Genomic DNA, 18,747 nt, shown 5'->3' on the forward strand with positions numbered 1-18,747 from the left:
ACCAAAGAGGGAAACAAGCGTTCAATGAATCATGAACTCTGGCTTGAGCCCGACGGGTGTCAGACATTTTGTCTTGCTGGCCCTCACGGCGAAGGTGCACGGGACCTTCTTGAACCCGAATCAATACTCACTTGGCAGGTCGAAGCCTCCAGTTACTTTGAAGCAATGAGCAAATACTATTCGTACATGGACTGGGGAGATTACACGACCGAATTTCCTGAGCATGACAAGACCTCATATAAGGATCTTGGCTGGGAGTGAGAAAAGCTCAGTCGATCGCATTCCATCCACGCTGGATGCCCGGACAGCTGCCAGCCCCACGCGAACCCGAAGAACCCCGCCCATACGGGGCTTTGGCGCTTCCGTCAGATAATGCTAGATTGCCTCCACTAACAAGGAGGGTGCGCATGAAGCGTTTGATGGTTCTGGGTGTGATTTCTTTGGCGTTGTCGGGCTGCTTTGAGAAAGGAGCTTCCGATGACGGGCTTGCAAAATCTATTAGCGCGGTAAGCGGAATCGAAACAGCCAGCAACTCGCCTGACGCGACGGTAAAATCGTGGTGGATGGTTAAGGATGCTGCAGCTCAGGTTCGAGTGGAAATTTGCAAAAACAATCAGAAGTTAGCTACGGCTTACTTCGACAAGCTCTCTCAGTTGTCTACTGGCGAGCTGATTGGCCGGGGCGATTGCGGCGAGAAGCCTATGAGTTTTGATCGGCAAATCACTAAGGTCGAGGTCCAATCGGAGACCCGCGCGCTGGTGACTGCTCGCATAAAGAACTCAACCCCTCCCGAGGATGGAGCGGTGCTTGATTCCGATGATAAAAAAGCCAAGGAGGCGGGAGAGCCTTTTCAATATCTGCTTGAGAGAAAAGATGCGCAGAGTGGCTGGCGAATCACGAAAATAGCGAGCTTTCCTTCTTACGCGAATGACTGGAAGGACGTTTACGAAAAGCATGAGCCATCAAATAATCGCTATGTCTACGGCGCTTACCAGTGAGCCGGCGAGGGGGGGACATGAGATTATTCGTAGGGGCACTTGCCCTGGCTGTGCTGGCAGGATGCACAACACCAGGCGATCTCAAGTCGGGAAAGGCGACCATCACCGCTTCATCGAGTAAAGCGCCGAAGCAATATGCCCTCTGCGTAATGCCGAAATGGCAGGATGCTCGCTCAGGCGCCACGATGACGGAAACCGCGACTGGCTATAGACTAATCGTTGCTACCGACTCGACCGCTGAGGAGCTTCTTGAGGTTAACCGATCCTCAAGTGGAAGCAGTGTTGCGTTGTATCAGCGATTGTCCTGGGCTCCTGGTTACGGTCGATCAGCAATTGAAAAGGCGGTTCGCGACTGCCTGTAAGGAACAACCAAATTAAGCCGCCCAAGGGCGGCTTTTTCATGTCCGGAGAAAACTATGGCAGCGCTCGCAATCGAATACCAGCCACTCACAACCATCCTGCTTTTCGGCCAACTACGCCAGTTCGGTCGCTCATTCAGGCTGTCGGTAAGAACGACAGCGGAGGCGATCAAGGCTCTTTGCGTGCAGATTCCTGGCTTTGAGCGTTTCTTGTCGAATGCGAAGTCGCGAGGTATTGAGTTTGCTGTGTTCAGGGGGAAAAAGAATATTGGAGAGGGCGAGCTATCTTTTGGCGGAGAAGGAGACATCCGCATTGCCCCAGTGATTACCGGTAGCAAGCGAGCGGGGATTCTCCAGACGATTGTTGGTGTAGTCCTGCTCGCTATTTCGTATGTATTCCCGGTTACCGCGCCGTATCTGGCGCCGGCCGGCATAGGTCTTGTTGCCGGCGGCGTAATTCAAATGCTCAGCCCCCAGGCCGGGGGCCTCAAGACAAGCGCCGCGCCAGAAAACACACCCGGCTATGCTTTCGGCAGCGCCAAGAACACCACGGCCTCCGGCAATCCTGTACCGCTGTGCTACGGCAAGCGGCGGGTGGGCGGGGCGATTATCAGCGCCGCTATCTACGCCGAAGACCAAATGTAGCTGTCATCCGCAACACCGCCGCCGCCCAAGAGGCGGTTTTTTATTGCCTGGAGAAAAGTATGGGCGCAGCACGCATTATCGATATCCACGGCGCCAAGGGCGGCGAAGAGAAACCAAAGACGCCAACGGAAGCCCCGGATAGCCTTCGCTCCGTTGCCATCGCCAAAATTCTCATCGCGGTGGGCGAAGGCGAGTTCGAAGGTGTGCCGACCGCAAAGGACATCTACCTCGACAACACGCCGCTGCAAGACCCTCAGGGCAACATGAACTTCCCGAACGTGAAGTGGGAGTGGCGCACCGGGGCTGTGGATCAGTCGTATATCCAGGGAATTCCATCGGTCGAGAACGAAACCACCATCAGCACCGAACTGCGCAGCGGCACTCCGTGGGTTCGGGCAATCAGCAACACCCAACTCTCCGCTGTGCGCATTCGCTTCGCCTGGCCGGCGCTCCAGTCGGTGGATGCCAGTGGCAACATCAACGGTTACGCGATCGGCTACAAGGTCGAGTTGGCTACTGATGGCGGCGCTTATCGGGAGGTTCTGAATGAGGCCGTGTCGGGAAAGACCACCAGCCTTTACGAGCGCACCCGCCGGATCGATTTACCCAAGGCAGCCACTGGTTGGCTGATGCGTATCACGCGGCTGACACCCAACCAGAACAACAACAAAATCTCCGACACGATGCAGATCGCCGGCTTCACAGAGGTGATCGACGCCAAGATCCGCTACCCGAACACGGCGCTGCTCTACATTGAGTTTTCAGCCGAGCAGTTCCGCAGTATCCCTGCCGTTACCGTCGAGACCAAGCTGAAGAAGATGCAGGTGCCCAGCAACTATGACCCGGTATCGCGCACCTACTCGGGCGTTTGGGATGGCACGTTTAAGCAGGCCTGGACCGACAACGCGGTCTGGATGACCTACGACATCACCACCGCCGACCGCTTCGGCCTTGGGCGTCGCATCAAACCGTGGATGGTCGACAAGTGGGAGCTTTACCGCATCTCGCAGTATTGCGACCAACTGGTGCCGGATGGAAAGGGTGGCCAGGAGCCGCGTTTCATCTGCAACATGAACCTGCAGAGCAAGGCTGACGCTTGGTCTCTGCTGCGTGACATCTCGGCGATCTACCGGGGCATGACCTACTGGGCTCAGGGCCAGGTGTTCACCCTTTCGGATATGCCGCGCGCCACGGACTTCGACTTCGCCTATACCCGGGCAAACGTGCTCGATGGCAAATTCACCTATTCCAGTGCGTCGGAGCGTACCCGCTATACGCGGGCGCTGATCAGTTACGACAACCCGCTGAACAACTACGACACCGACGTCACGGCGGTGACCGACCAGAAGCTGCAGCGGCGTTACGGCGACAACCCGCTGGAGATCAGCGCGATTGGCTGCACGCGTGAATCCGAGGCCCAGCGCCGCGGTAAGTGGGCTCTGCTCACCAACTCCAAGGACCGGGCCGTCACCTTCAAGGTCGGCCTCGATGGGCGTATTCCGTTGCCGGGCTACGTAATCCCGATTGCTGACGAACTGCTCGCTGGCCGGCCGGTGGGCGGGCGTATTTCGGCGGTGAACGGCAAAGTCATCACCCTGGACCGTGACACCCAGGCCAAGCCCGGTGACCGTCTGATCCTCAACCTGCCCGACGGCAAGTGCGAGGGGCGCACCGTGCAACTGGTCAGTGGTCGCCAGGTCACGGTCACCACGGCGTACTCCGTGGCACCTGAGCGGGAACTGGTGTGGGCTCTCGACGCTGACGACCTGGCTATCCCGCTGTACCGGGTGACCAGCGTTTCCCGGCCAGAGCCTGGCGTGTTTGAAATCTCGGCCGTGCAGTACGACCCGAGCAAGTTCGCGCACATCGACACCGGCGCTCGGCTGGAAGAGCGGCCGATCAGCGTTATCCCAATCACCGTGGTTCCGGCGCCGGCCAGCGTCACCCTGACATCGAGCTACGCCGTAAATCAGGGTATCGCGATCAGCACCATGAACATCTCGTGGCCCGCCGTCACCGGCGCCGTCGCGTACGACGTGGAGTGGCGCAAGGACAGCGGCAACTGGATCAAGGTGCAACGCACCGGATCGACCAGCGTCGACGTCACTGGCATCTACTCGGGTGCCTACCTTGCGCGGGTGCGCTCGGTGAGCGCCTTCGAGATATCGTCGATCTGGAAGAGCTCCAACCTGACCAATCTGCAAGGCAAAACCGGCCTGCCGCCGGCAGTGGCGTTCCTGCGCGCCACCGGCGAGCTCTTCGGGATCAGCATCAAGTGGGGCTTCCCTGCTGGCGCCGAGGACACCCAACGCACCGAGCTGTGGTATGGCCCGGCGAACAGTCTGCCGGCCGCAAGCAAGCTGGCCGACCTGGCGTATCCGCAGGCCGACTACCGCATGCAGCAGTTGAAGTCAGGCGCAACTCTGTTCTTCTGGGCGCGCCTGGTGGATCGAACCGGCAACATCGGGCCGTTCTTCCCTGTCGTGAATGGTGTGATGGGCCAGTCCATTTCGGACGCTGGGCCGATCCTTGAGCAGATCAAGGGGCAGATCGACGAATCATCGCTGGCTCCAGCTCTAAACGGACGCATCAACCTGATCGACGGCAATGGGCCGGGGTCCGTAAACGCTCGAAATGCGCAGTTAAGAAAGGATCTTGAGGCGCAAATCAAGCCTTATGTGGACGCGCTCTTGTGGGACGCCGCGAAGGCCTACGCGAAGGGTGACATCGTTCGTCAGGGAAACAAGCTGTATCAGGCCCTAGCCGCTAACACTGGCTCCCAGCCGCCCAGTGCAAACTGGAAAGACGTGGGCGACATCCTCACTGATGCAAACGCTTTGGCAATACGGGTTAATAACCTTGACCAGAAAATCACGGTAGTCGACGGGGAGGTGATTGCCACCCAGGACCAGCTCACCCAGCTCCAGACAAAGGTAAATGACCCGGCAACTGGCCTGGCGGCTACGGCAAATAACGTCACCCAGGTGAATCAGCGAGTAACCAACGTTGATAACAAGCTGACCGCGCAGACTGAGCGGATTGACGGCGTTTACGCTGAAATTAACGCCCCGATGGCTGGTTCTGATAATGACCTGGCTGGCAGCACTCAGGGCTATGCAGGCGTATGGTCTATCCAGTCCGCTGTTACCGATGGCGACTATGCCCAGGCCAAGCGCACAGACACAGTGGAGGCTCAGGTAAACAAAAACTACGCGACCTACGAGCAGACCACTACAGCGTTAGTGAACGGCCAGACTGCTCAAGCTGCACAGACCTCGGTTTTGCGTACAGATTTTGAGGGCAACAAGGCGACAGTCAATCAGCAGATCGCTGTTGTATCAGATGCCACGAAAACCAATGCCCAGTCCATTGGCACTCTGCGCACTGACTTCAACAGCAACAGCTCTGCCGTTCAGACATCGCTTAAAACGCTGACCGATTCGAATGAAGCAAACGCGACAGCAACGCAGAACCTGCAAACAACTGTAGGTGGCCATACACAGCAGTTCCAGCAGCAGGCAAGTATCAATCAGAGCGTTGACGGGAAGGTCAGCGGCACGTACTCGCTCCGTTACAAGCTGGATGTAAACGGCATTCCGTACTCGGCTGGTATCGGTTTTGGTATCGAGTCAGGTGTGAACGGCAGTGCTATCTCGCGCTTCGTTATCCAGGCTGATCAATTTGCAATATACAACGGTGCACTAGGCGCGGCAGGGTCCAGCGTGCCATTCGCCGTGAACGGTACGGAGACCTACATCAAGTCTGCTTTTATTCAGGACGGCACGATTACAAACGCCAAGATCGGTAACTACATACAGTCGAACAACTACGTTGCTGGAGTCAGCGGGTGGAAGCTGTTCTTTGATGGCACGTTCGAAATGAATGGCGTAGTTCCTGGGCAAGGCCGCTCAATGATGACAAATAGGTCTCTACGTTTCTGGGATGTGAATGGAGTTAAGAGAGTTCAGATAGGGGACCTAAGCGAATGACGACAGGAATTAGGATTTGGGGGGCTAATGGAGCCCTCCAGCTTGATGAAAACTCTTTCACGGTTAGGGTTGTTTATTCGACCCTGGTGACAAGAAACCCTGAACGCCCGAACTCGACACGGAACGTCTCTATATCAATCCCGGAGGTAACCCCGGAAAGATACACGGCGGTATGCGTACCAAACATATCGTTCACGGGAGACCCGAGTGGGCAGGATGCAAGGAACTCAATGTTCGACGCGCAGGTTGTGCAGGGCGGGGTTATCGTCTGGTTTACAAACAGGGCCATCCCAGCGTCAGCCGCTTTCGGCGTAGGGACTCAGCGACTCTTGGTAATGAGATACAGATGACATACGGTCTAAAGTTCACAAACACATCCGACGTGGTTACTTTGGACTCGGAGTTTTCCAGGCTGGTTATTCTTTATTCAGCAAGGTATAACGCCGGGGCATTCTTTCCGTACCCGATCACGTCTGACGAGCCCCCACTCATCTTTGTGCGGCCCGACAACACCGCATCATTCCAGTATGTGAGGCTTATAGGGACACCTGGCAACTGGACTGGGTTCTCAAACTCTCACCCGGCAAACTCGCCAGGGACATACTTTCTGGCAGCCTACGCATCAAAGGAAACGGAAACCTACGGAATGCGGCTGTGGGATGGCGGATCAAAGCTTCTGTTTGATAGCGGTACGCCGTGCGCGCAGTTCACCCTAGTAGCTGCGAACTGGACGCTGCTATCTCTTACCAATCCGTCGCCAGGGCGGTACACCTACATATTTACAACGCCGGTTGACTTTAGGTCCGGCGATTACATGATGATCAATAACGTTGCCATGGATATCCCAGGCGGTGATACGTGGTCAAAGCTTACATGTGGCTGGGACTACCAAAATAGCAGGATGGTCATATCACTCCAGAATATTGGCGACTTTAGGACTAATGGGTTATTTCTGACCTTATTGTTCGCTAAACCAATAACTTGAAGTTGGGGTTTGGTTTCGGTATTTGAGTTTTTAGGTAGCTGAATTCGCAAGGGTCAGCTTTTATGTTGCGGAGGGATTTATGGCAAGATCGATTATTAACCTAGGCGTAGCGCCTACCGGCCAAGGGGGTGATACATTTCGCACCGCTAGCCAAAAGAACAACGACAATTCGGCGGAACTGTATGCGCGCCAGGCTCTGCTTGGAACTGCGTCTAACGCAACTTTGACCGTGGGCATCTCTGACATAACATCAGGCAGAGTACTCAAGGTTGGAGACTACGGATTTGGCGTTATGCCAGTTTTCAATGATTACGGGTTGGACGTACTCACATCGTTTGGGTACTGCTACATCAACAATGGTTACAACGCACCAACAGGTCACCGTTTTGGTTGGCTTTTCTCGCTACCTGTCAGTGACGGTTACACCATCCAGGAGTTTAGGTCGCAAACAGATGGCTCTTTGCATACCAGAGCCAAACTTTCCGGGACGTGGCAGGCCTGGCGGATGACCTACAACACCGGCAACACCACTCGTGCCGCTGATGGCACCTTGAAGGCGATCTGACCATGGCAAGAGCAGCAATCAACGTACTCGGCGCTACTGGCGCGACCTATGACTTTGTGACCGCCGGCGCGGGCGTGGTGGCTTCTTCGCGAAAATCAGCGGGGGTATACCAGGTCACTGGATGCATGGGCATGGTTCCGTTCCCGCCGGCCGATGATGGATGGGGCTACACGGTGAACCAGATCGACAGCCGCGCAGACGTGGATATTCAGTTTGAGGAGGGCGTGCTAACGGTGACGGTGACCAGGGACGACAAACCGTACGACCTGAAGCACATGATCACGCTGCACATCCTGGTGCCCGACACGCCGGTAGTGGAGATGCCGCAGATAACTCAAGCGGAGGAAGACCCCGTCACTCCTGAAACCTGATAGACGCCCGAAAACCACGGCCGCCATTGAGCGGTTTTTTTTCGCCTGGAGAAAAGTATGCCGATCACCGAACCCCGCGGGGTGCGCAACCGAAACCCCGGCAACATCGATTACAGCCCGGCCAACCAGTGGGAAGGTCAGCTTGGTATGGAGGTCGGCGTACCGAGACCACGCTTCGCCCGTTTCGATACGCCTGAGAACGGCATCCGTGCACTGGGCAAGGTGCTGCTTACCTACCAGCGCAAGCATGGCCTGAAGACGGTGAAGTCCATCATCGGCCGCTGGGCACCCTCGGTGGAGAACGACACCGCCGCCTATGTGCGCGCCGTTGAGGCGAACACCGGCACCAAGCCAGGTGCCGAGGTCGACCTGACCCAGCAGGCGGTGATGGCTGGCTTCGTCAAGGCGATCATTCACCACGAAAACGCTGGTTATTCATACCCTGACGCAGTGCTTGCGGAAGGCGTGCGGCGGGCGCTGACATGACGCCCGGGCAGATCCTGGCCGCGATCCTGCTGGCCATGGCAATGAGCGCCGCCGGCACCTGGCAGGTTCAGGACTGGCGCATGGGGGAGCGGCTCGCCGAACAAGGCGCCGCACACCAGAAAGCCCTGGACTCAATCACCGTTGAGGCCTGGCGTCAGCAGACGGCCGAGCAGGACAAGCGCCTGGCCACCGAGCATCTGCTCGCAGCCCAGGACCAACAACACACTCGAGAACTCTCCGATGCCCAACGTAATCAGGCCGTTTTGCGCGATCGCCTTGCCACTGCTGATGTGCGGCTGTCAGTCCTTCTCGACGCGACCGATTCAGCTAGTGGCTGCAACGTGCCTGCCGCCCCCGGCGCCGCCAGCGTGGTTCATGCAGCCCGCCGAGCCCAACTTGACCCAGCGCATGCTCAAAGAATTATCGCCATCACCGACGACGGGGATAACGCCGTAATCGCGCTGCGGGCGTGCCAGGCGTACGTCAGGGCTGTGGCTCGGTAACTTTCCTGAGTTCGTCGTGTAGCCGCTGATTCTCCCTAAGCAGGTGGTCGCGCTGACCGGCAACCAGATCGATGGGTCGGAAGCTCACATTGTCAGGGGATTCATCATTCATATCTGAGGCGCGCTCAAGTGCTTGCCTGAGTGCGGCCTCGGCTGATGCCTTGCCGGTGGCGAGCAGGTCGTTCATCTGAACCAGGCCGGCGACGTTTGCCCGCGCCTTTCTCAGCATCGCCTGGGTCTGGATGAGTTCGTCCTCGAGCAAGGCGCACTGGTGTTTGTACATTTCCAGGGGCGTAGGGCAGCCAAGCCACGCAGAGGTGTCTTCGTCGATGTGCATGGTGGGTAAATCCGAATGCTGTATGCGCATACAGTAATCGAGGCGCTTTAGATTTGGGAGTGGTGTTCGTCGGCAGGACGCCGCGGCGGTATTTGTCTTGGGAAAATCTTCCCCAAAACGCAACCGTTTGGACCAATGTTTATTGGGTTCAGAAGAGTCGCAAAAGTGGGTATTTTTTGATGTCGTTTTATGGGTCAAGGCCTTGATATTAAAGGCCTTGAGCGTTTCTTATGCCGCATCCCAGGCTTTGATGCCGAAAAGGTGCAACGTTTTGCTTGAAACGGTCAAGGAATTGCCCCCCTTTGGGCCAATGGAAAACGAAAGGTCACGGATTATGCCATGCCTGGAGCATTTGGGTGCCGCTGGTCAGCATCGTGCGACTTTTGTGCAAAGGCCAGCGCGCAGCACAGGCAGGTAACATAGCCGGGTAATATGGCACTTCAACGGCCAGTTGTTGCCTGATGTGTGTCGTTGCAAGTCGATTGTCCGGGAAACCCGCGTGATGCAAACCGCTTATACCGTTCTTATCCTACTGATGCTGGTCAGTGTTTCGCGTCTTGTCGGGCGTGTGATCCCTCTGCCTTTACCCTTGGTGCAGATCGCTGCGGGCGCCTTGTTGGCCTGGCCTACGTTGGGGCTGCATGTGGCGCTGGACCCCGAACTGTTCCTGTTTCTTTTCTTGCCGCCCTTGTTGTTCTCCGATGGCTGGCGCATGCCCAAGCGCGAGTTGTGGCGATTGCGCGGCCCGATTCTGACGTTGGCGGTGGGGTTGGTGCTGTTCACCGTGGTCGGCGCTGGCTACTTCATTCATTGGATTTTGCCTACGATCCCGTTGCCAGTGGCCTTCGCCCTCGCAGCTGTTTTATCACCGACGGATGCTGTGGCGGTGTCGGCCATTGCCCAAAATCGTTTGCCCAAGCCGCTGATGCACATGCTTCAGGGCGAAGCGTTGATGAATGATGCCTCGGGCCTGGTGACCTTCAAGTTCGCCCTCGCGGCGGCATTGACCGGCGTGTTCTCCCTGGCGGATGCCAGCCTGACCTTCGTGCTGGTTGCCGTGGGTGGCCTGGCGGTGGGTGTAGCGCTGAGCTGGCTGGTCGGCCGGCTACGTACATGGATGATCGCGCGTGGCTGGGACGACCCGGCCACTCACGTGGTGTTCATGTTGCTGCTGCCGTTTGCCGCGTATGTATTGGCTGAGCGCCTGGGCGCCTCGGGCATTCTCTCCGCAGTGGCGGCGGGCATGATGCAAAGCTGGCTCGATCTGTTGCCACGCCAGACCAGCACGCGCTTGCTCAATCGCAGCGTCTGGTCGCTGCTGGAGTTTGCGTTCAATGGGCTGATTTTCCTGCTGTTGGGCCTGCAACTGCCGGACATCATCAAGGCCGTGGTCAGCCATGAGCCGACGCTGTGGCCCGCCTTGTTGTATCGTTGCATGGAGGTCGTGGCGATCTTCCTGGTGCTGGTGGTGCTGCGTTTTATCTGGGTGCAGAGCATCTGGCGACTGTCAGGCCTGCTGCGTCGATTACGTGGGAAAAGCGAGCTGACCCTGGTGCCTACCGCCCGTTCCTGCTGGCTGCTGACCGTCGGTGGTGTGCGCGGGGCGGTGACCCTGGCGGGTGTGATGTCGGTGCCTTTGCTGCTGGCGCCGGGGCAGGACTTTCCCGAGCGTGACCTGCTGATTTTCATCGCTGCCGGCGTGATTCTGCTATCGCTGGTCGCCGCCTGTATCGCCTTGCCGTTGCTGTTGCGCGGCATCGAACAGAGCCCCGATGAAAAGCGCCACAACGAAGTGCGCGAGGCGTGGAAAAAGACCGCCGTGGCCGCAATCCATGCCCTTGAAGCCGAGGAGCCTGCAGAAACCGAAACCCCGGACGCCGCCCAGGCCGCGCTGGCCGCTGAGCTCAAGGCGCGGCTAATGTCGGAATATCGCCATCAATTGGAAGTGTTCAACGACTCCGCCGAAGCCCAGGCGCTGGCGCAGCAGATGGACCAGTTGGAGCGCAAATTGCGGCTCAAGGCCCTGCGCGCGCAGCGCTTGGAGTTGTACAGCTTGAGCCGTCATCACCAGATTGGTGATGATGTACTGCGTGAGGTGTTGGCGGACCTGGATATGAGCGAAGCGAGTCTTGGTATGCAGAAGTAGCGGAGGGCTGCGCCGTTGCCGAAGCAGACCGGAGGGCGCCGCCTTGCAAGTGGGGAGCAGCGAATTACGGATTAGGCTGTTGCCGACTTTTCAGGTGGGTAAATAGACATCATGAATGCTTTATCGCCTTCTGATAGTTCTTCGTTAAAGGGGACTTCATATCCATCCGTGGTGACCCATGCTGGCGTTTTATAGTGCATGATTGATTTTGGGTCGTACGCGGAACGGGTCGTGAGGTCGGGGTCAAAGGGGTTTAGAACGTTATGATCAATTTCTGCTTTTGAAAGTCCAAGTTTCACACCCTCTTCGTACCACCTGTCTTTGTCCCAGTTTATAGTGTGGTCCGGATGTTGGTGTTCATGCTCCAGCCCCAGTGCATGACCAAATTCATGGCGTATTGTTTGGTTCAACATGTCGGCCGTTTGTTCTAGGTCAATGTGCATCGTGGGTGAGTCTTTTGGAAGTCGTTGTGCTTGCGTGCCCACGGCTGAATGACTGTCAGTCCCATCTTTTTTTCCGGATATTCTAATATCACCGTCATTGGTTTCAATGAACTTGAATTTCAGATTTGTATGCGGCTGCCAAAGGTTTATATTTTTCTTTACGTAGTCTTTTGCTTTTTCCGGCATGTCGAACAGTGAGATGGTAATGGTCGAGTGCTGTGGCCATAAGTCTCGCGTGCTTGCGATGCCGCGTGTATGCCTGATTGATGCCGGTGGTTCTATGTCGGAAATCGGAAATGCGGAGGGTGTGTATGCAGTGAGCACGGGCTTGTTGATCATCAATTTCACCTGGGGCGTAGTCAGTAAAAGGGTCAATTCAATTACGGCTTTCCTTGTTGGTTGATTCAAAATATTTAGTTCCATTGGCAGCGACTGAAAGCCCTCGCCAAGGTGGTTGTCTGGCTGCACCCCATTGCAGAGTGCAGGCGTGTGCTGCGTTATCGGTTGCGTGTGATAAACGCGCAAATCCGCTCGGCCGCCTCCACGCGCCCGGCGCCTGAGTTAAAACCGTCCACTTCTCGCGACAGGTATGAACCTGGCACCACGGTCACGTGTTCTTCAACGAACAAGTCCAGGCAGAACGCTGCATCGTCGCCATTCACTTTCGGCCACAGGTAGCCTCCGTCCGGGTTTTGCACATCCAGTACCGGCTTTAGAATCGCCAGCACGGCGTCGAACTGTTCAACGACTCCGCCGAAGCCCAGGCGCTGGCGCAGCAGATGGACCAGTTGGAGCGCAAATTGCGGCTCAAGGCCCTGCGCGCGCAGCGCTTGGAGTTGTACAGCTTGAGCCGTCATCACCAGATTGGTGATGATGTACTGCGTGAGGTGTTGGCGGACTTGGATATGAGTGAGGCGAACTTGGGCAGTATTAAATAATTCAGGCGTTGATCATCGCCCGTATCGAGGTGTTGAGGAGCTTTCCGAAAAATGAATTATCCGTTGGGTAGAGTGACTGTATGAAGCGCTTATCGCCTTCAGACAGGTGTGTGCTGGAAGGGATGGGGTTGCCGTTGCTGAGCCATGAGGCAGGAAATCCGTAGTGCATGATGGAGGTCTTATCATAGGGCGAGACCTTTACTTTATCGTGCGGGAGTTTCTGGATGATGTTGTGATCGGCTTGCCATTGGAATTTCCCCCACGATTCATAATCGTCGTAAATGGTTTGATTATTGAATTCCAATGGTTGATCAGGGTGCTGGTGTTCATGTTTCAAACCCAGGGCGTGGCCGAACTCATGCTGGACCCTGGCCGCGATATTCGCCGGCGCCCCTTTAAAGCCAATGCTCATCGTGGGCGTCGGCTGCGCTACCTTTTTGGCATCGGTACCAATCTTTGACCATGCGTTGCTGGTGTCATTGTTCGCGATGATTCTGATGTCGCCGTTGGGGGTATCAACAAATTTGAAATAGAGATTGGTGTGGGGAGCCCACTGATTAATGTTGTGCTTTACCCACTTCTTTTGTTCTTGCGTCATGTTCAACAAAGAAATGTTCAAGACTGAATGTTGAGGCCATGTTTTGTCGGGGTCGGCTACGCCGCGTTTATTTCTGATGAGGGCGGGGTGCGGGGTTTCGATGGGGTCGGCAGCAGTGTCGTGCAGCGCATAGGCAGGGGCGAAATGGGGCAGGATAGGAAGCGTCATGGGTTTTCACCGAAGCGTTTAAGTCAGATCAGCTTGGGTGGGGCTTTTACGGGTTTCTGTTCCAGATTTTGGTTTACCGGATGAGTCTGTAGTGGCCGCCTCCACGGTGCGGAGGCGGCACGTGTATCAACCGCGGCGCTGGATAAAGTCGCGAATCCGTTCGGCGGCTTCTACACACTCGGCCAGTGGCGCAACCAGTGCCATGCGCACGCGCCCTGCGCCTGGGTTGAAACCATCGACTTCACGCGACAGGTACGAGCCCGGCACGACGGTCACGTGTTCTTCCACGAACAAGTCCCGGCAAAACGCCGCGTCATCACCTTCGATATTCGGCCACAGGTAGAAACCGCCGTCCGGGTTTTGTACATCCATTACCGGCTTGAGAATCGCCAGTACAGCGTCGAACTTTTCCCGGTACAGGTCACGGTTGGCCTGCACGTGCGCTTCGTCCTGCCAGGCGGCAATGCTTGCCAGCTGCGTTTGCACTGGCATCGCGCAGCCGTGGTAGGTGCGGTACAGCAGGAAAGCCTTGAGGATGTCGGCGTCGCCGGCGACAAAACCGGAGCGCAGGCCCGGCAGGTTGGAGCGCTTGGACAGGCTGTGGAACACCACGCAGCGCTTGAAGTCCTGGCGGCCCAGTTCGACGCAGGCGCTCAGCAGGCCCGGCGGCGGGGTTTGTTCGTCGAAGTACAGCTCGCTGTAGCACTCGTCGGCGGCGATCACGAAGTCGTACTCGTCGGCCAGGGCGATGAGTTTTTTCAGTGTTTCTACCGGGATCAGCGCGCCGGTCGGGTTGCCCGGGGAGCACAGGAACAGGATCTGGCAGCGTTTCCAGACGTCCGGCGACACGGCGTCGAAATCCGGGTTGAAGCCGTTGGCGTCAAGGCACGGCAGGTAGTGCGGCTTGGCCCCGGCCAGGAACGCCGCGCCTTCGTAGATCTGATAGAAAGGGTTCGGGCTCACCACCAGCGCATCTTCACCGCGATTGACCACGGTTTGGGTGAAGGCAAACAGTGCCTCGCGGGTGCCGTTGACCGGCAGGATATTGCGCGCCGGGTCCAGCCAGCCGTTGGGCACGTTGAAGCGGCGTTCGCACCAGGCGCCGATGGCCTCGCGCAGCGCCGGGATGCCCAGGGTGGTCGGGTATACGGCCATCTGGTCGAGGTTGTTGCTCAGCGCTTCGGCCACGAATGCCGGGGATTTGTGCTTAGGTTCGCCGATGGACAGTGCGATCGGACGTTTGCTCGGGTTCGGCGTGACGCTACCGAGCAGGGCGCGCAGTTTCTCGAACGGGTAGGGCTGCAGTTGGTTCAGGGCGTTGTTCATCGCAAATCTCGTCAAATTCGGTTGAAAGCATGCGGTCTGTCAGGCAAAGCAATTCAAATGTGGGAGCGGGCTTGCTCGCGAAAGCGGGATGTCAGTCACTGTAGATGTCGACTGAACCACCGCATTCGCGAGCAAGCCCGCTCCCACACAAGCCCGCCCATACAGTGAAATTGAGTGTTCATATTGTCAGTCTGGACAGCTCGACACCGGGTTCCTGGGTCACGCTCAATTGCTGCACGATAGCTTCCTGTAAACGCCGGCACAGCTCCGGGTCGGACAATGGCTGGTTGTCGGCATCGGTAATGAAGAACACGTCTTCCACGCGCTCGCCGAGGGTCGCGATCTTGGCGTTTTGCAACGACAGGTCGAACTCCAGGAAGATCCCCCCGATTCGCGCCAGCAAGCCTGGGCGATCCGGTGCGCTGAGTTCCAGCACCGTCACTGGGCGCTGGGCGTCGTTGGAAATGGTCACCTGGGGCGCAAAGGCGAAGTGCTTGAGCTGGCGCGGCACCCGGCGCTGGATGATGGTCGGGTAGTCGTCCGGGTTGCGCAGGGCTTCGGTGAGGCCTTCGCGGATCTTTTTCACGCGCACCGGGTTGTCGCCGATCGAGTCGCCTTCGGTATCAAGCACGATGTAGGTGTCGAGGGTGAACTGGCTGCTCGAGGTGATGACCCGAGCGTCATGGATGTTCAAGTTGAGCTGGTCCATGGCGGCCACCGTCACGGCGAAGAAGTCGTGCTGGTCGGGCGCGTAGATGAAGATCTGCGTGCCGCCCTCGAATTCGCGCTGGGTGGTTTCCTTGATCAGCACCAGCGGGCCGCCATCGGCCGGCTGCTGCAGGATTGCGTCACTGTGCCAGGCCACATCACCTGCGGTATGACGCAGGAAGTAATCGTCACCCAGCTGCGACCACAGCTGCTCGACATCATCCGGGTCATTGCCGCCGCGCACGAGGATATCCAGGGCCGCGCTTTGGGTGCGGCGGATCTGCTCTTCGCGGTCCACCGGGTTTTCCAGGCCACGGCGCAGTGCGCGCTTGGTCTCGGTGTAGAGCTGGCGCAGCAGGCTGGCGCGCCAGGAGTTCCACAGGGTCGGGTTGGTGGCGTTGATGTCGGAGACGGTCAGCACATAGAGATAGTCGAGACGGGTTTCATCGCCGACGATTCCGGCGAAATCGTGGATCACCTGCGGGTCGGACAAGTCCTTGCGTTGCGCGGTCGTCGACATCACCAAGTGGTTCTGCACCAGCCAGACGATCAGGCGGCTGTCCCACAGTGGCAGTTGATGGCGCTGGCAGAACGCCTCGGCATCCACCGCGCCGATCTCCGAGTGGTCACCATGACGGCCTTTGCCGATGTCGTGGTACAGGCCGGCCAGGTAAATCAGCTCGGGCTTGGGTAGCTTGGCCATCAGCTTACTGGCCAGCGGGAATTTCTCTGACACCTGGGTGTACTGCAACTTACGCAGGTGTTTGATCAGGTTCAGGGTGTGAGCATCCACGGTGTAGATGTGGAACAGGTCGTGCTGCATCTGCCCGACGATAAAGCCGAACTCCGGCAGGTAACGCCCGAGGATGCCGTAACGGTTCATCCGCCGCAGGTTGCGGTGGATGCCGATCTTGCATTTGAACAGCTCGATAAACAGGCTGGTGTTGCGAATGTCGTTGCGAAAGTCGTCGTCGATCAGGTGACGGTTTTCCCGCAGCAGGCGGATGGTATCGGCACGTACGCCTTTGATTTCTGGCTGCTGGGCCATCAGCACGAAGATTTCCAGCATGGCGAACGGCGTGCGACGGAACACGTTGTCGTTGCGCGCCTCGATGTAGCCGTCGTGCAACTGGAAGCGAGAGTTGATCGGCTGCGGCGGTGCTTCGTCTTCGGGGGCCAGGATCACCTCTTCGAAGTGCTGGATGATCAGGTCGCTAAGCTGGGCAATGCTCATGACCACCCGGTAATACTGCTGCATGAAGCTTTCGATGCTGGTTTTTGCATCTTCGCCTTCAAACCCGAGCAGGGTAGCGATGGAGCGCTGATGGTCGAACAGCAAGCGGTCTTCGGAGCGCCCGGCGAGCATGTGCAGGGCGTAGCGCACCTTCCACAGGAACTCCTGGGACGACGCCAGCAGTGCGTTTTCGCTTTCTACCAGGAAGCCTTCACCGGCGAGCGCGCGCAGGTTCAGGGTGCCGTATTGGCGACGCGCAACCCACAGGATCGTCTGGATATCCCGCAGCCCGCCCGGTGAGCCTTTGACGTTGGGCTCCAGGTTGTATTCGGTGTCGTTGTATTTGTGGTGCCGGGCTTTCTGCTCGGCACGCTTGGCCAGGAAGAAGTCCTTGCTCGGCCACATGTGGGCGGTGCTGGTAACTTCCAGCATGCGCTGGCGCAGGCGCTCGGGGCCTGCGACGGTGCGGCTTTCCATCAGGTTGGTGATAACCGTCAGGTCGGCGCGAGCCTCTTCGGCGCATTCGTCCACCGAGCGTACGCTTTGGCCGACTTCCAGGCCGATATCCCACAGCAGCGTCAGAAAACGCTCGATGGAATCGCGAAAGATCTCATGATCGGCGCTGTCCAGCAGGATCAGCAGGTCGATGTCGGAGTAGGGGTGCAGTTCGCCGCGACCATAGCCGCCGACCGCCACCAGGGCGATATCGGCGTCTTCACTCCAGCTGAACTGCTCCCAGGCTTTTTGCAGGATGTTGTCGACGAACCAGGCGCGGTCCTCGATCAGCCGACGAATGTCCCGGCCGCTGCGAAAGCGCTCATCGAGCACCTCGCGGGCCTGGCGGATAGCCTTCTTGAAGGCGGCAATGGGGCTTGCCTTCAGTGCCAGTTCGGCCTGGAACTGGCCACGGTCGAAGAGTTCGGGATCCACCTGGGGCATCGATCGGCTTTCCTTTCTATCTATCAGTCAGTCACAGGGTTGCTGGGGAAAACCGAGGCAACAATTCAAGCCGAAACGCGTGGGATCGTGTCGTCTGCGCGCAAGGTGAAGATCTCGTAGCCGGTGTCGGTGACCAGCAGGGTGTGTTCCCACTGGGCCGAGAGCTTGCGGTCCTTGGTGATAGCGGTCCAGCCGTCGCCCAGCACCTTGGTGTCGGCCTTGCCCTGGTTGATCATCGGCTCGATGGTGAAGGTCATGCCCGCTTTCAGTTCCATGCCGGTACCGGCGCGGCCGTAGTGCAGGATCTGCGGTTCTTCATGGAACACCTTGCCGATGCCGTGGCCACAGAATTCGCGGACGACCGAGAAACCGTTCTTTTCAGCGTGCTTCTGGATCACTTCACCGATATCGCCCAGGCGGCAGCCGGGTTTCACGATCTCGATAGCCTTGTACATGCATTCCTGGGTGACCTGGGACAGGCGTTCGGCCCAGACCGGCACGGTACCTACGTGGAACATGCGGCTGGTGTCGCCGTGATAGCCATCCTTGATCACGGTGACGTCAATGTTCAGGGTGTCGCCGTCCTTCAACGGCTTGTCACCCGGAATGCCATGGCAGACCACGTGGTTGATCGAGGTGCAGATCGACTTGGGAAAGCCCTTGTAGTTGAGCGGGGCAGGAATGGCTTTTTGCACATCGACTATATAGTCGTGGCAGATGCGGTCCAGGGCTTCGGTGGTGACGCCAGGCTTGACGTGTTCGGCAATCATTTCCAGCACGTCGGCAGCCAGTTTGCCGGCAACGCGCATGCCGGCGATGTCTTCGGCGGTTTTCAAGGTAACGGTCATACAGGCTCTCTCTAGCGCGACGCGCTGAAATCAATACGGTTTACGGGCGTGCGACAAAAGGTTACAGAATTCGCACAAGCCCCAAAAAACGTGATTCTAACAGACGCGCGCGGCAAATCATGAGCGTCTGACGATCGCTTCTCTCTATAAGGTGGGGGCAT

16 protein-coding genes and 2 pseudogenes are annotated in these 18,747 nt (G+C 57.7%); 11 read left to right on the forward strand and 7 right to left on the reverse strand.

The window, feature by feature from the left end; all coding sequences use genetic code 11:
* Positions 1-24 precede the first annotated feature (24 nt).
* The 9 genes from A7J50_RS06970 to A7J50_RS07010 all read left to right on the forward strand — a co-directional run bounded on the left by A7J50_RS06970 (position 25) and on the right by A7J50_RS07010 (position 8,901).
* Positions 25-261, forward strand: coding sequence for a hypothetical protein (locus A7J50_RS06970; protein WP_064451138.1), 237 nt, complete (start codon positions 25-27; stop codon positions 259-261).
* Between the two features lie 146 nt (positions 262-407).
* Positions 408-998, forward strand: coding sequence for a hypothetical protein (locus A7J50_RS06975; protein WP_064451139.1), 591 nt, complete (start codon positions 408-410; stop codon positions 996-998).
* A gap of 416 nt (positions 999-1,414) precedes the next feature.
* Positions 1,415-2,002 carry a tail assembly protein gene (locus A7J50_RS06980; RefSeq protein WP_064451140.1) on the forward strand — a complete coding sequence of 196 codons (588 nt, stop codon included), beginning with the start codon at positions 1,415-1,417 and terminating at the stop codon, positions 2,000-2,002.
* Between the two features lie 59 nt (positions 2,003-2,061).
* On the forward strand, positions 2,062-5,991 hold the full coding sequence (gpJ, locus tag A7J50_RS06985) for a TipJ family phage tail tip protein (protein WP_064451141.1): 3,930 nt from the start codon (positions 2,062-2,064) through the stop codon (positions 5,989-5,991).
* Positions 5,992-6,337: 346 nt separating this feature from the next.
* The gene (locus tag A7J50_RS06990) at positions 6,338-6,976 is read left to right on the forward strand and encodes a hypothetical protein (protein ID WP_064451142.1); all 639 of its coding nucleotides are present in this window, start codon (positions 6,338-6,340) and stop codon (positions 6,974-6,976) included.
* Between the two features lie 79 nt (positions 6,977-7,055).
* The gene (locus A7J50_RS06995; protein WP_064451143.1) at positions 7,056-7,541 is read left to right on the forward strand and encodes a pyocin knob domain-containing protein; all 486 of its coding nucleotides are present in this window, start codon (positions 7,056-7,058) and stop codon (positions 7,539-7,541) included.
* 2 nt (positions 7,542-7,543) lie between these two features.
* A complete protein-coding gene (locus tag A7J50_RS07000) occupies positions 7,544-7,912 on the forward strand; it encodes a hypothetical protein (protein ID WP_064451144.1) in 369 nt (122 codons plus the stop codon).
* A 57-nt stretch (positions 7,913-7,969) separates the two neighbouring features.
* Positions 7,970-8,398, forward strand: a complete 429-nt coding sequence (locus tag A7J50_RS07005; protein ID WP_082895839.1) for a structural protein — start codon at positions 7,970-7,972, stop codon at positions 8,396-8,398.
* Entirely contained in the window at positions 8,395-8,901 is a 507-nt protein-coding gene (locus A7J50_RS07010; RefSeq protein WP_064451145.1) for a lysis system i-spanin subunit Rz, read from the forward strand. Before A7J50_RS07005 ends, A7J50_RS07010 begins: the two co-directional genes overlap by 4 nt.
* Here A7J50_RS07010 and A7J50_RS07015 read toward each other — a convergent pair.
* Positions 8,882-9,238, reverse strand: a complete 357-nt coding sequence (locus A7J50_RS07015) for a hypothetical protein (RefSeq protein ID WP_064451146.1) — start codon at positions 9,236-9,238, stop codon at positions 8,882-8,884. The two genes, A7J50_RS07010 and A7J50_RS07015, sit on opposite strands and share 20 nt — an antisense overlap.
* A gap of 502 nt (positions 9,239-9,740) precedes the next feature.
* On the opposite strand from A7J50_RS07015, the gene A7J50_RS07020 reads away from it, so the two are divergent.
* A complete protein-coding gene (locus tag A7J50_RS07020) occupies positions 9,741-11,384 on the forward strand; it encodes a Na+/H+ antiporter (protein WP_064451147.1) in 1,644 nt (547 codons plus the stop codon).
* A gap of 71 nt (positions 11,385-11,455) precedes the next feature.
* Here the strand turns inward: A7J50_RS07020 and A7J50_RS07025 are convergent, their stop codons facing one another.
* Positions 11,456-12,166 (reverse strand): M12 family metallopeptidase, encoded by a 711-nt coding sequence (locus A7J50_RS07025; RefSeq protein ID WP_167353679.1) that lies wholly within the window; start codon positions 12,164-12,166, stop codon positions 11,456-11,458.
* A 158-nt stretch (positions 12,167-12,324) separates the two neighbouring features.
* Positions 12,325-12,570, reverse strand: a pseudogene (locus A7J50_RS07030) (succinyldiaminopimelate transaminase); the annotation flags it as partial.
* On the opposite strand from A7J50_RS07030, the pseudogene A7J50_RS31855 reads away from it, so the two are divergent.
* Positions 12,550-12,765: pseudogene (locus A7J50_RS31855) on the forward strand (Na+/H+ antiporter); the annotation flags it as partial. The pseudogenes A7J50_RS07030 and A7J50_RS31855 overlap by 21 nt on opposite strands.
* Position 12,766: 1 nt before the next feature.
* Here the strand turns inward: A7J50_RS31855 and A7J50_RS07035 are convergent.
* The 4 genes from A7J50_RS07035 to map form a co-directional block, all read right to left on the reverse strand.
* Positions 12,767-13,531: a M12 family metallopeptidase gene (locus tag A7J50_RS07035; protein WP_064451149.1), complete on the reverse strand. Its 765-nt coding sequence runs from the start codon at positions 13,529-13,531 to the stop codon at positions 12,767-12,769.
* A gap of 126 nt (positions 13,532-13,657) precedes the next feature.
* Positions 13,658-14,857 carry a succinyldiaminopimelate transaminase gene (dapC, locus tag A7J50_RS07040; protein ID WP_064451150.1) on the reverse strand — a complete coding sequence of 400 codons (1,200 nt, stop codon included), beginning with the start codon at positions 14,855-14,857 and terminating at the stop codon, positions 13,658-13,660.
* A 178-nt stretch (positions 14,858-15,035) separates the two neighbouring features.
* Positions 15,036-17,738, reverse strand: a complete 2,703-nt coding sequence (locus A7J50_RS07045; RefSeq protein WP_064451151.1) for a [protein-PII] uridylyltransferase — start codon at positions 17,736-17,738, stop codon at positions 15,036-15,038.
* Between the two features lie 65 nt (positions 17,739-17,803).
* Positions 17,804-18,586, reverse strand: a complete 783-nt coding sequence (map, locus tag A7J50_RS07050; protein ID WP_053254735.1) for a type I methionyl aminopeptidase — start codon at positions 18,584-18,586, stop codon at positions 17,804-17,806.
* Positions 18,587-18,747 lie beyond the last annotated feature (161 nt).

The sequence above is a fragment of the Pseudomonas antarctica genome, assembly GCF_001647715.1.
Taxonomy (GTDB): Bacteria; Pseudomonadota; Gammaproteobacteria; order Pseudomonadales; family Pseudomonadaceae; genus Aquipseudomonas; species Aquipseudomonas antarctica_A.

Excerpts from the sequence above, each read along its gene's own strand:
- A7J50_RS06970 (WP_064451138.1), top strand. The coding sequence starts at position 25 with ATGAATCATGAACTCTGGCTTGAGCCCGACGGGTGTCAGACATTTTGT.
- map (WP_053254735.1), bottom strand. The coding sequence starts at position 18,586 with ATGACCGTTACCTTGAAAACCGCCGAAGACATCGCCGGCATGCGCGTT.
- A7J50_RS07005 (WP_082895839.1), top strand. The coding sequence starts at position 7,970 with ATGCCGATCACCGAACCCCGCGGGGTGCGCAACCGAAACCCCGGCAAC.
- A7J50_RS07020 (WP_064451147.1), top strand. The coding sequence starts at position 9,741 with ATGCAAACCGCTTATACCGTTCTTATCCTACTGATGCTGGTCAGTGTT.
- A7J50_RS07025 (WP_167353679.1), bottom strand. The coding sequence starts at position 12,166 with ATGATCAACAAGCCCGTGCTCACTGCATACACACCCTCCGCATTTCCG.
- A7J50_RS07045 (WP_064451151.1), bottom strand. The coding sequence starts at position 17,738 with ATGCCCCAGGTGGATCCCGAACTCTTCGACCGTGGCCAGTTCCAGGCC.
- A7J50_RS07010 (WP_064451145.1), top strand. The coding sequence starts at position 8,395 with ATGACGCCCGGGCAGATCCTGGCCGCGATCCTGCTGGCCATGGCAATG.
- dapC (WP_064451150.1), bottom strand. The coding sequence starts at position 14,857 with ATGAACAACGCCCTGAACCAACTGCAGCCCTACCCGTTCGAGAAACTG.
- gpJ (WP_064451141.1), top strand. The coding sequence starts at position 2,062 with ATGGGCGCAGCACGCATTATCGATATCCACGGCGCCAAGGGCGGCGAA.
- A7J50_RS07015 (WP_064451146.1), bottom strand. The coding sequence starts at position 9,238 with ATGCACATCGACGAAGACACCTCTGCGTGGCTTGGCTGCCCTACGCCC.
- A7J50_RS07000 (WP_064451144.1), top strand. The coding sequence starts at position 7,544 with ATGGCAAGAGCAGCAATCAACGTACTCGGCGCTACTGGCGCGACCTAT.
- A7J50_RS06975 (WP_064451139.1), top strand. The coding sequence starts at position 408 with ATGAAGCGTTTGATGGTTCTGGGTGTGATTTCTTTGGCGTTGTCGGGC.
- A7J50_RS06995 (WP_064451143.1), top strand. The coding sequence starts at position 7,056 with ATGGCAAGATCGATTATTAACCTAGGCGTAGCGCCTACCGGCCAAGGG.
- A7J50_RS07035 (WP_064451149.1), bottom strand. The coding sequence starts at position 13,531 with ATGACGCTTCCTATCCTGCCCCATTTCGCCCCTGCCTATGCGCTGCAC.
- A7J50_RS06980 (WP_064451140.1), top strand. The coding sequence starts at position 1,415 with ATGGCAGCGCTCGCAATCGAATACCAGCCACTCACAACCATCCTGCTT.
- A7J50_RS06990 (WP_064451142.1), top strand. The coding sequence starts at position 6,338 with ATGACATACGGTCTAAAGTTCACAAACACATCCGACGTGGTTACTTTG.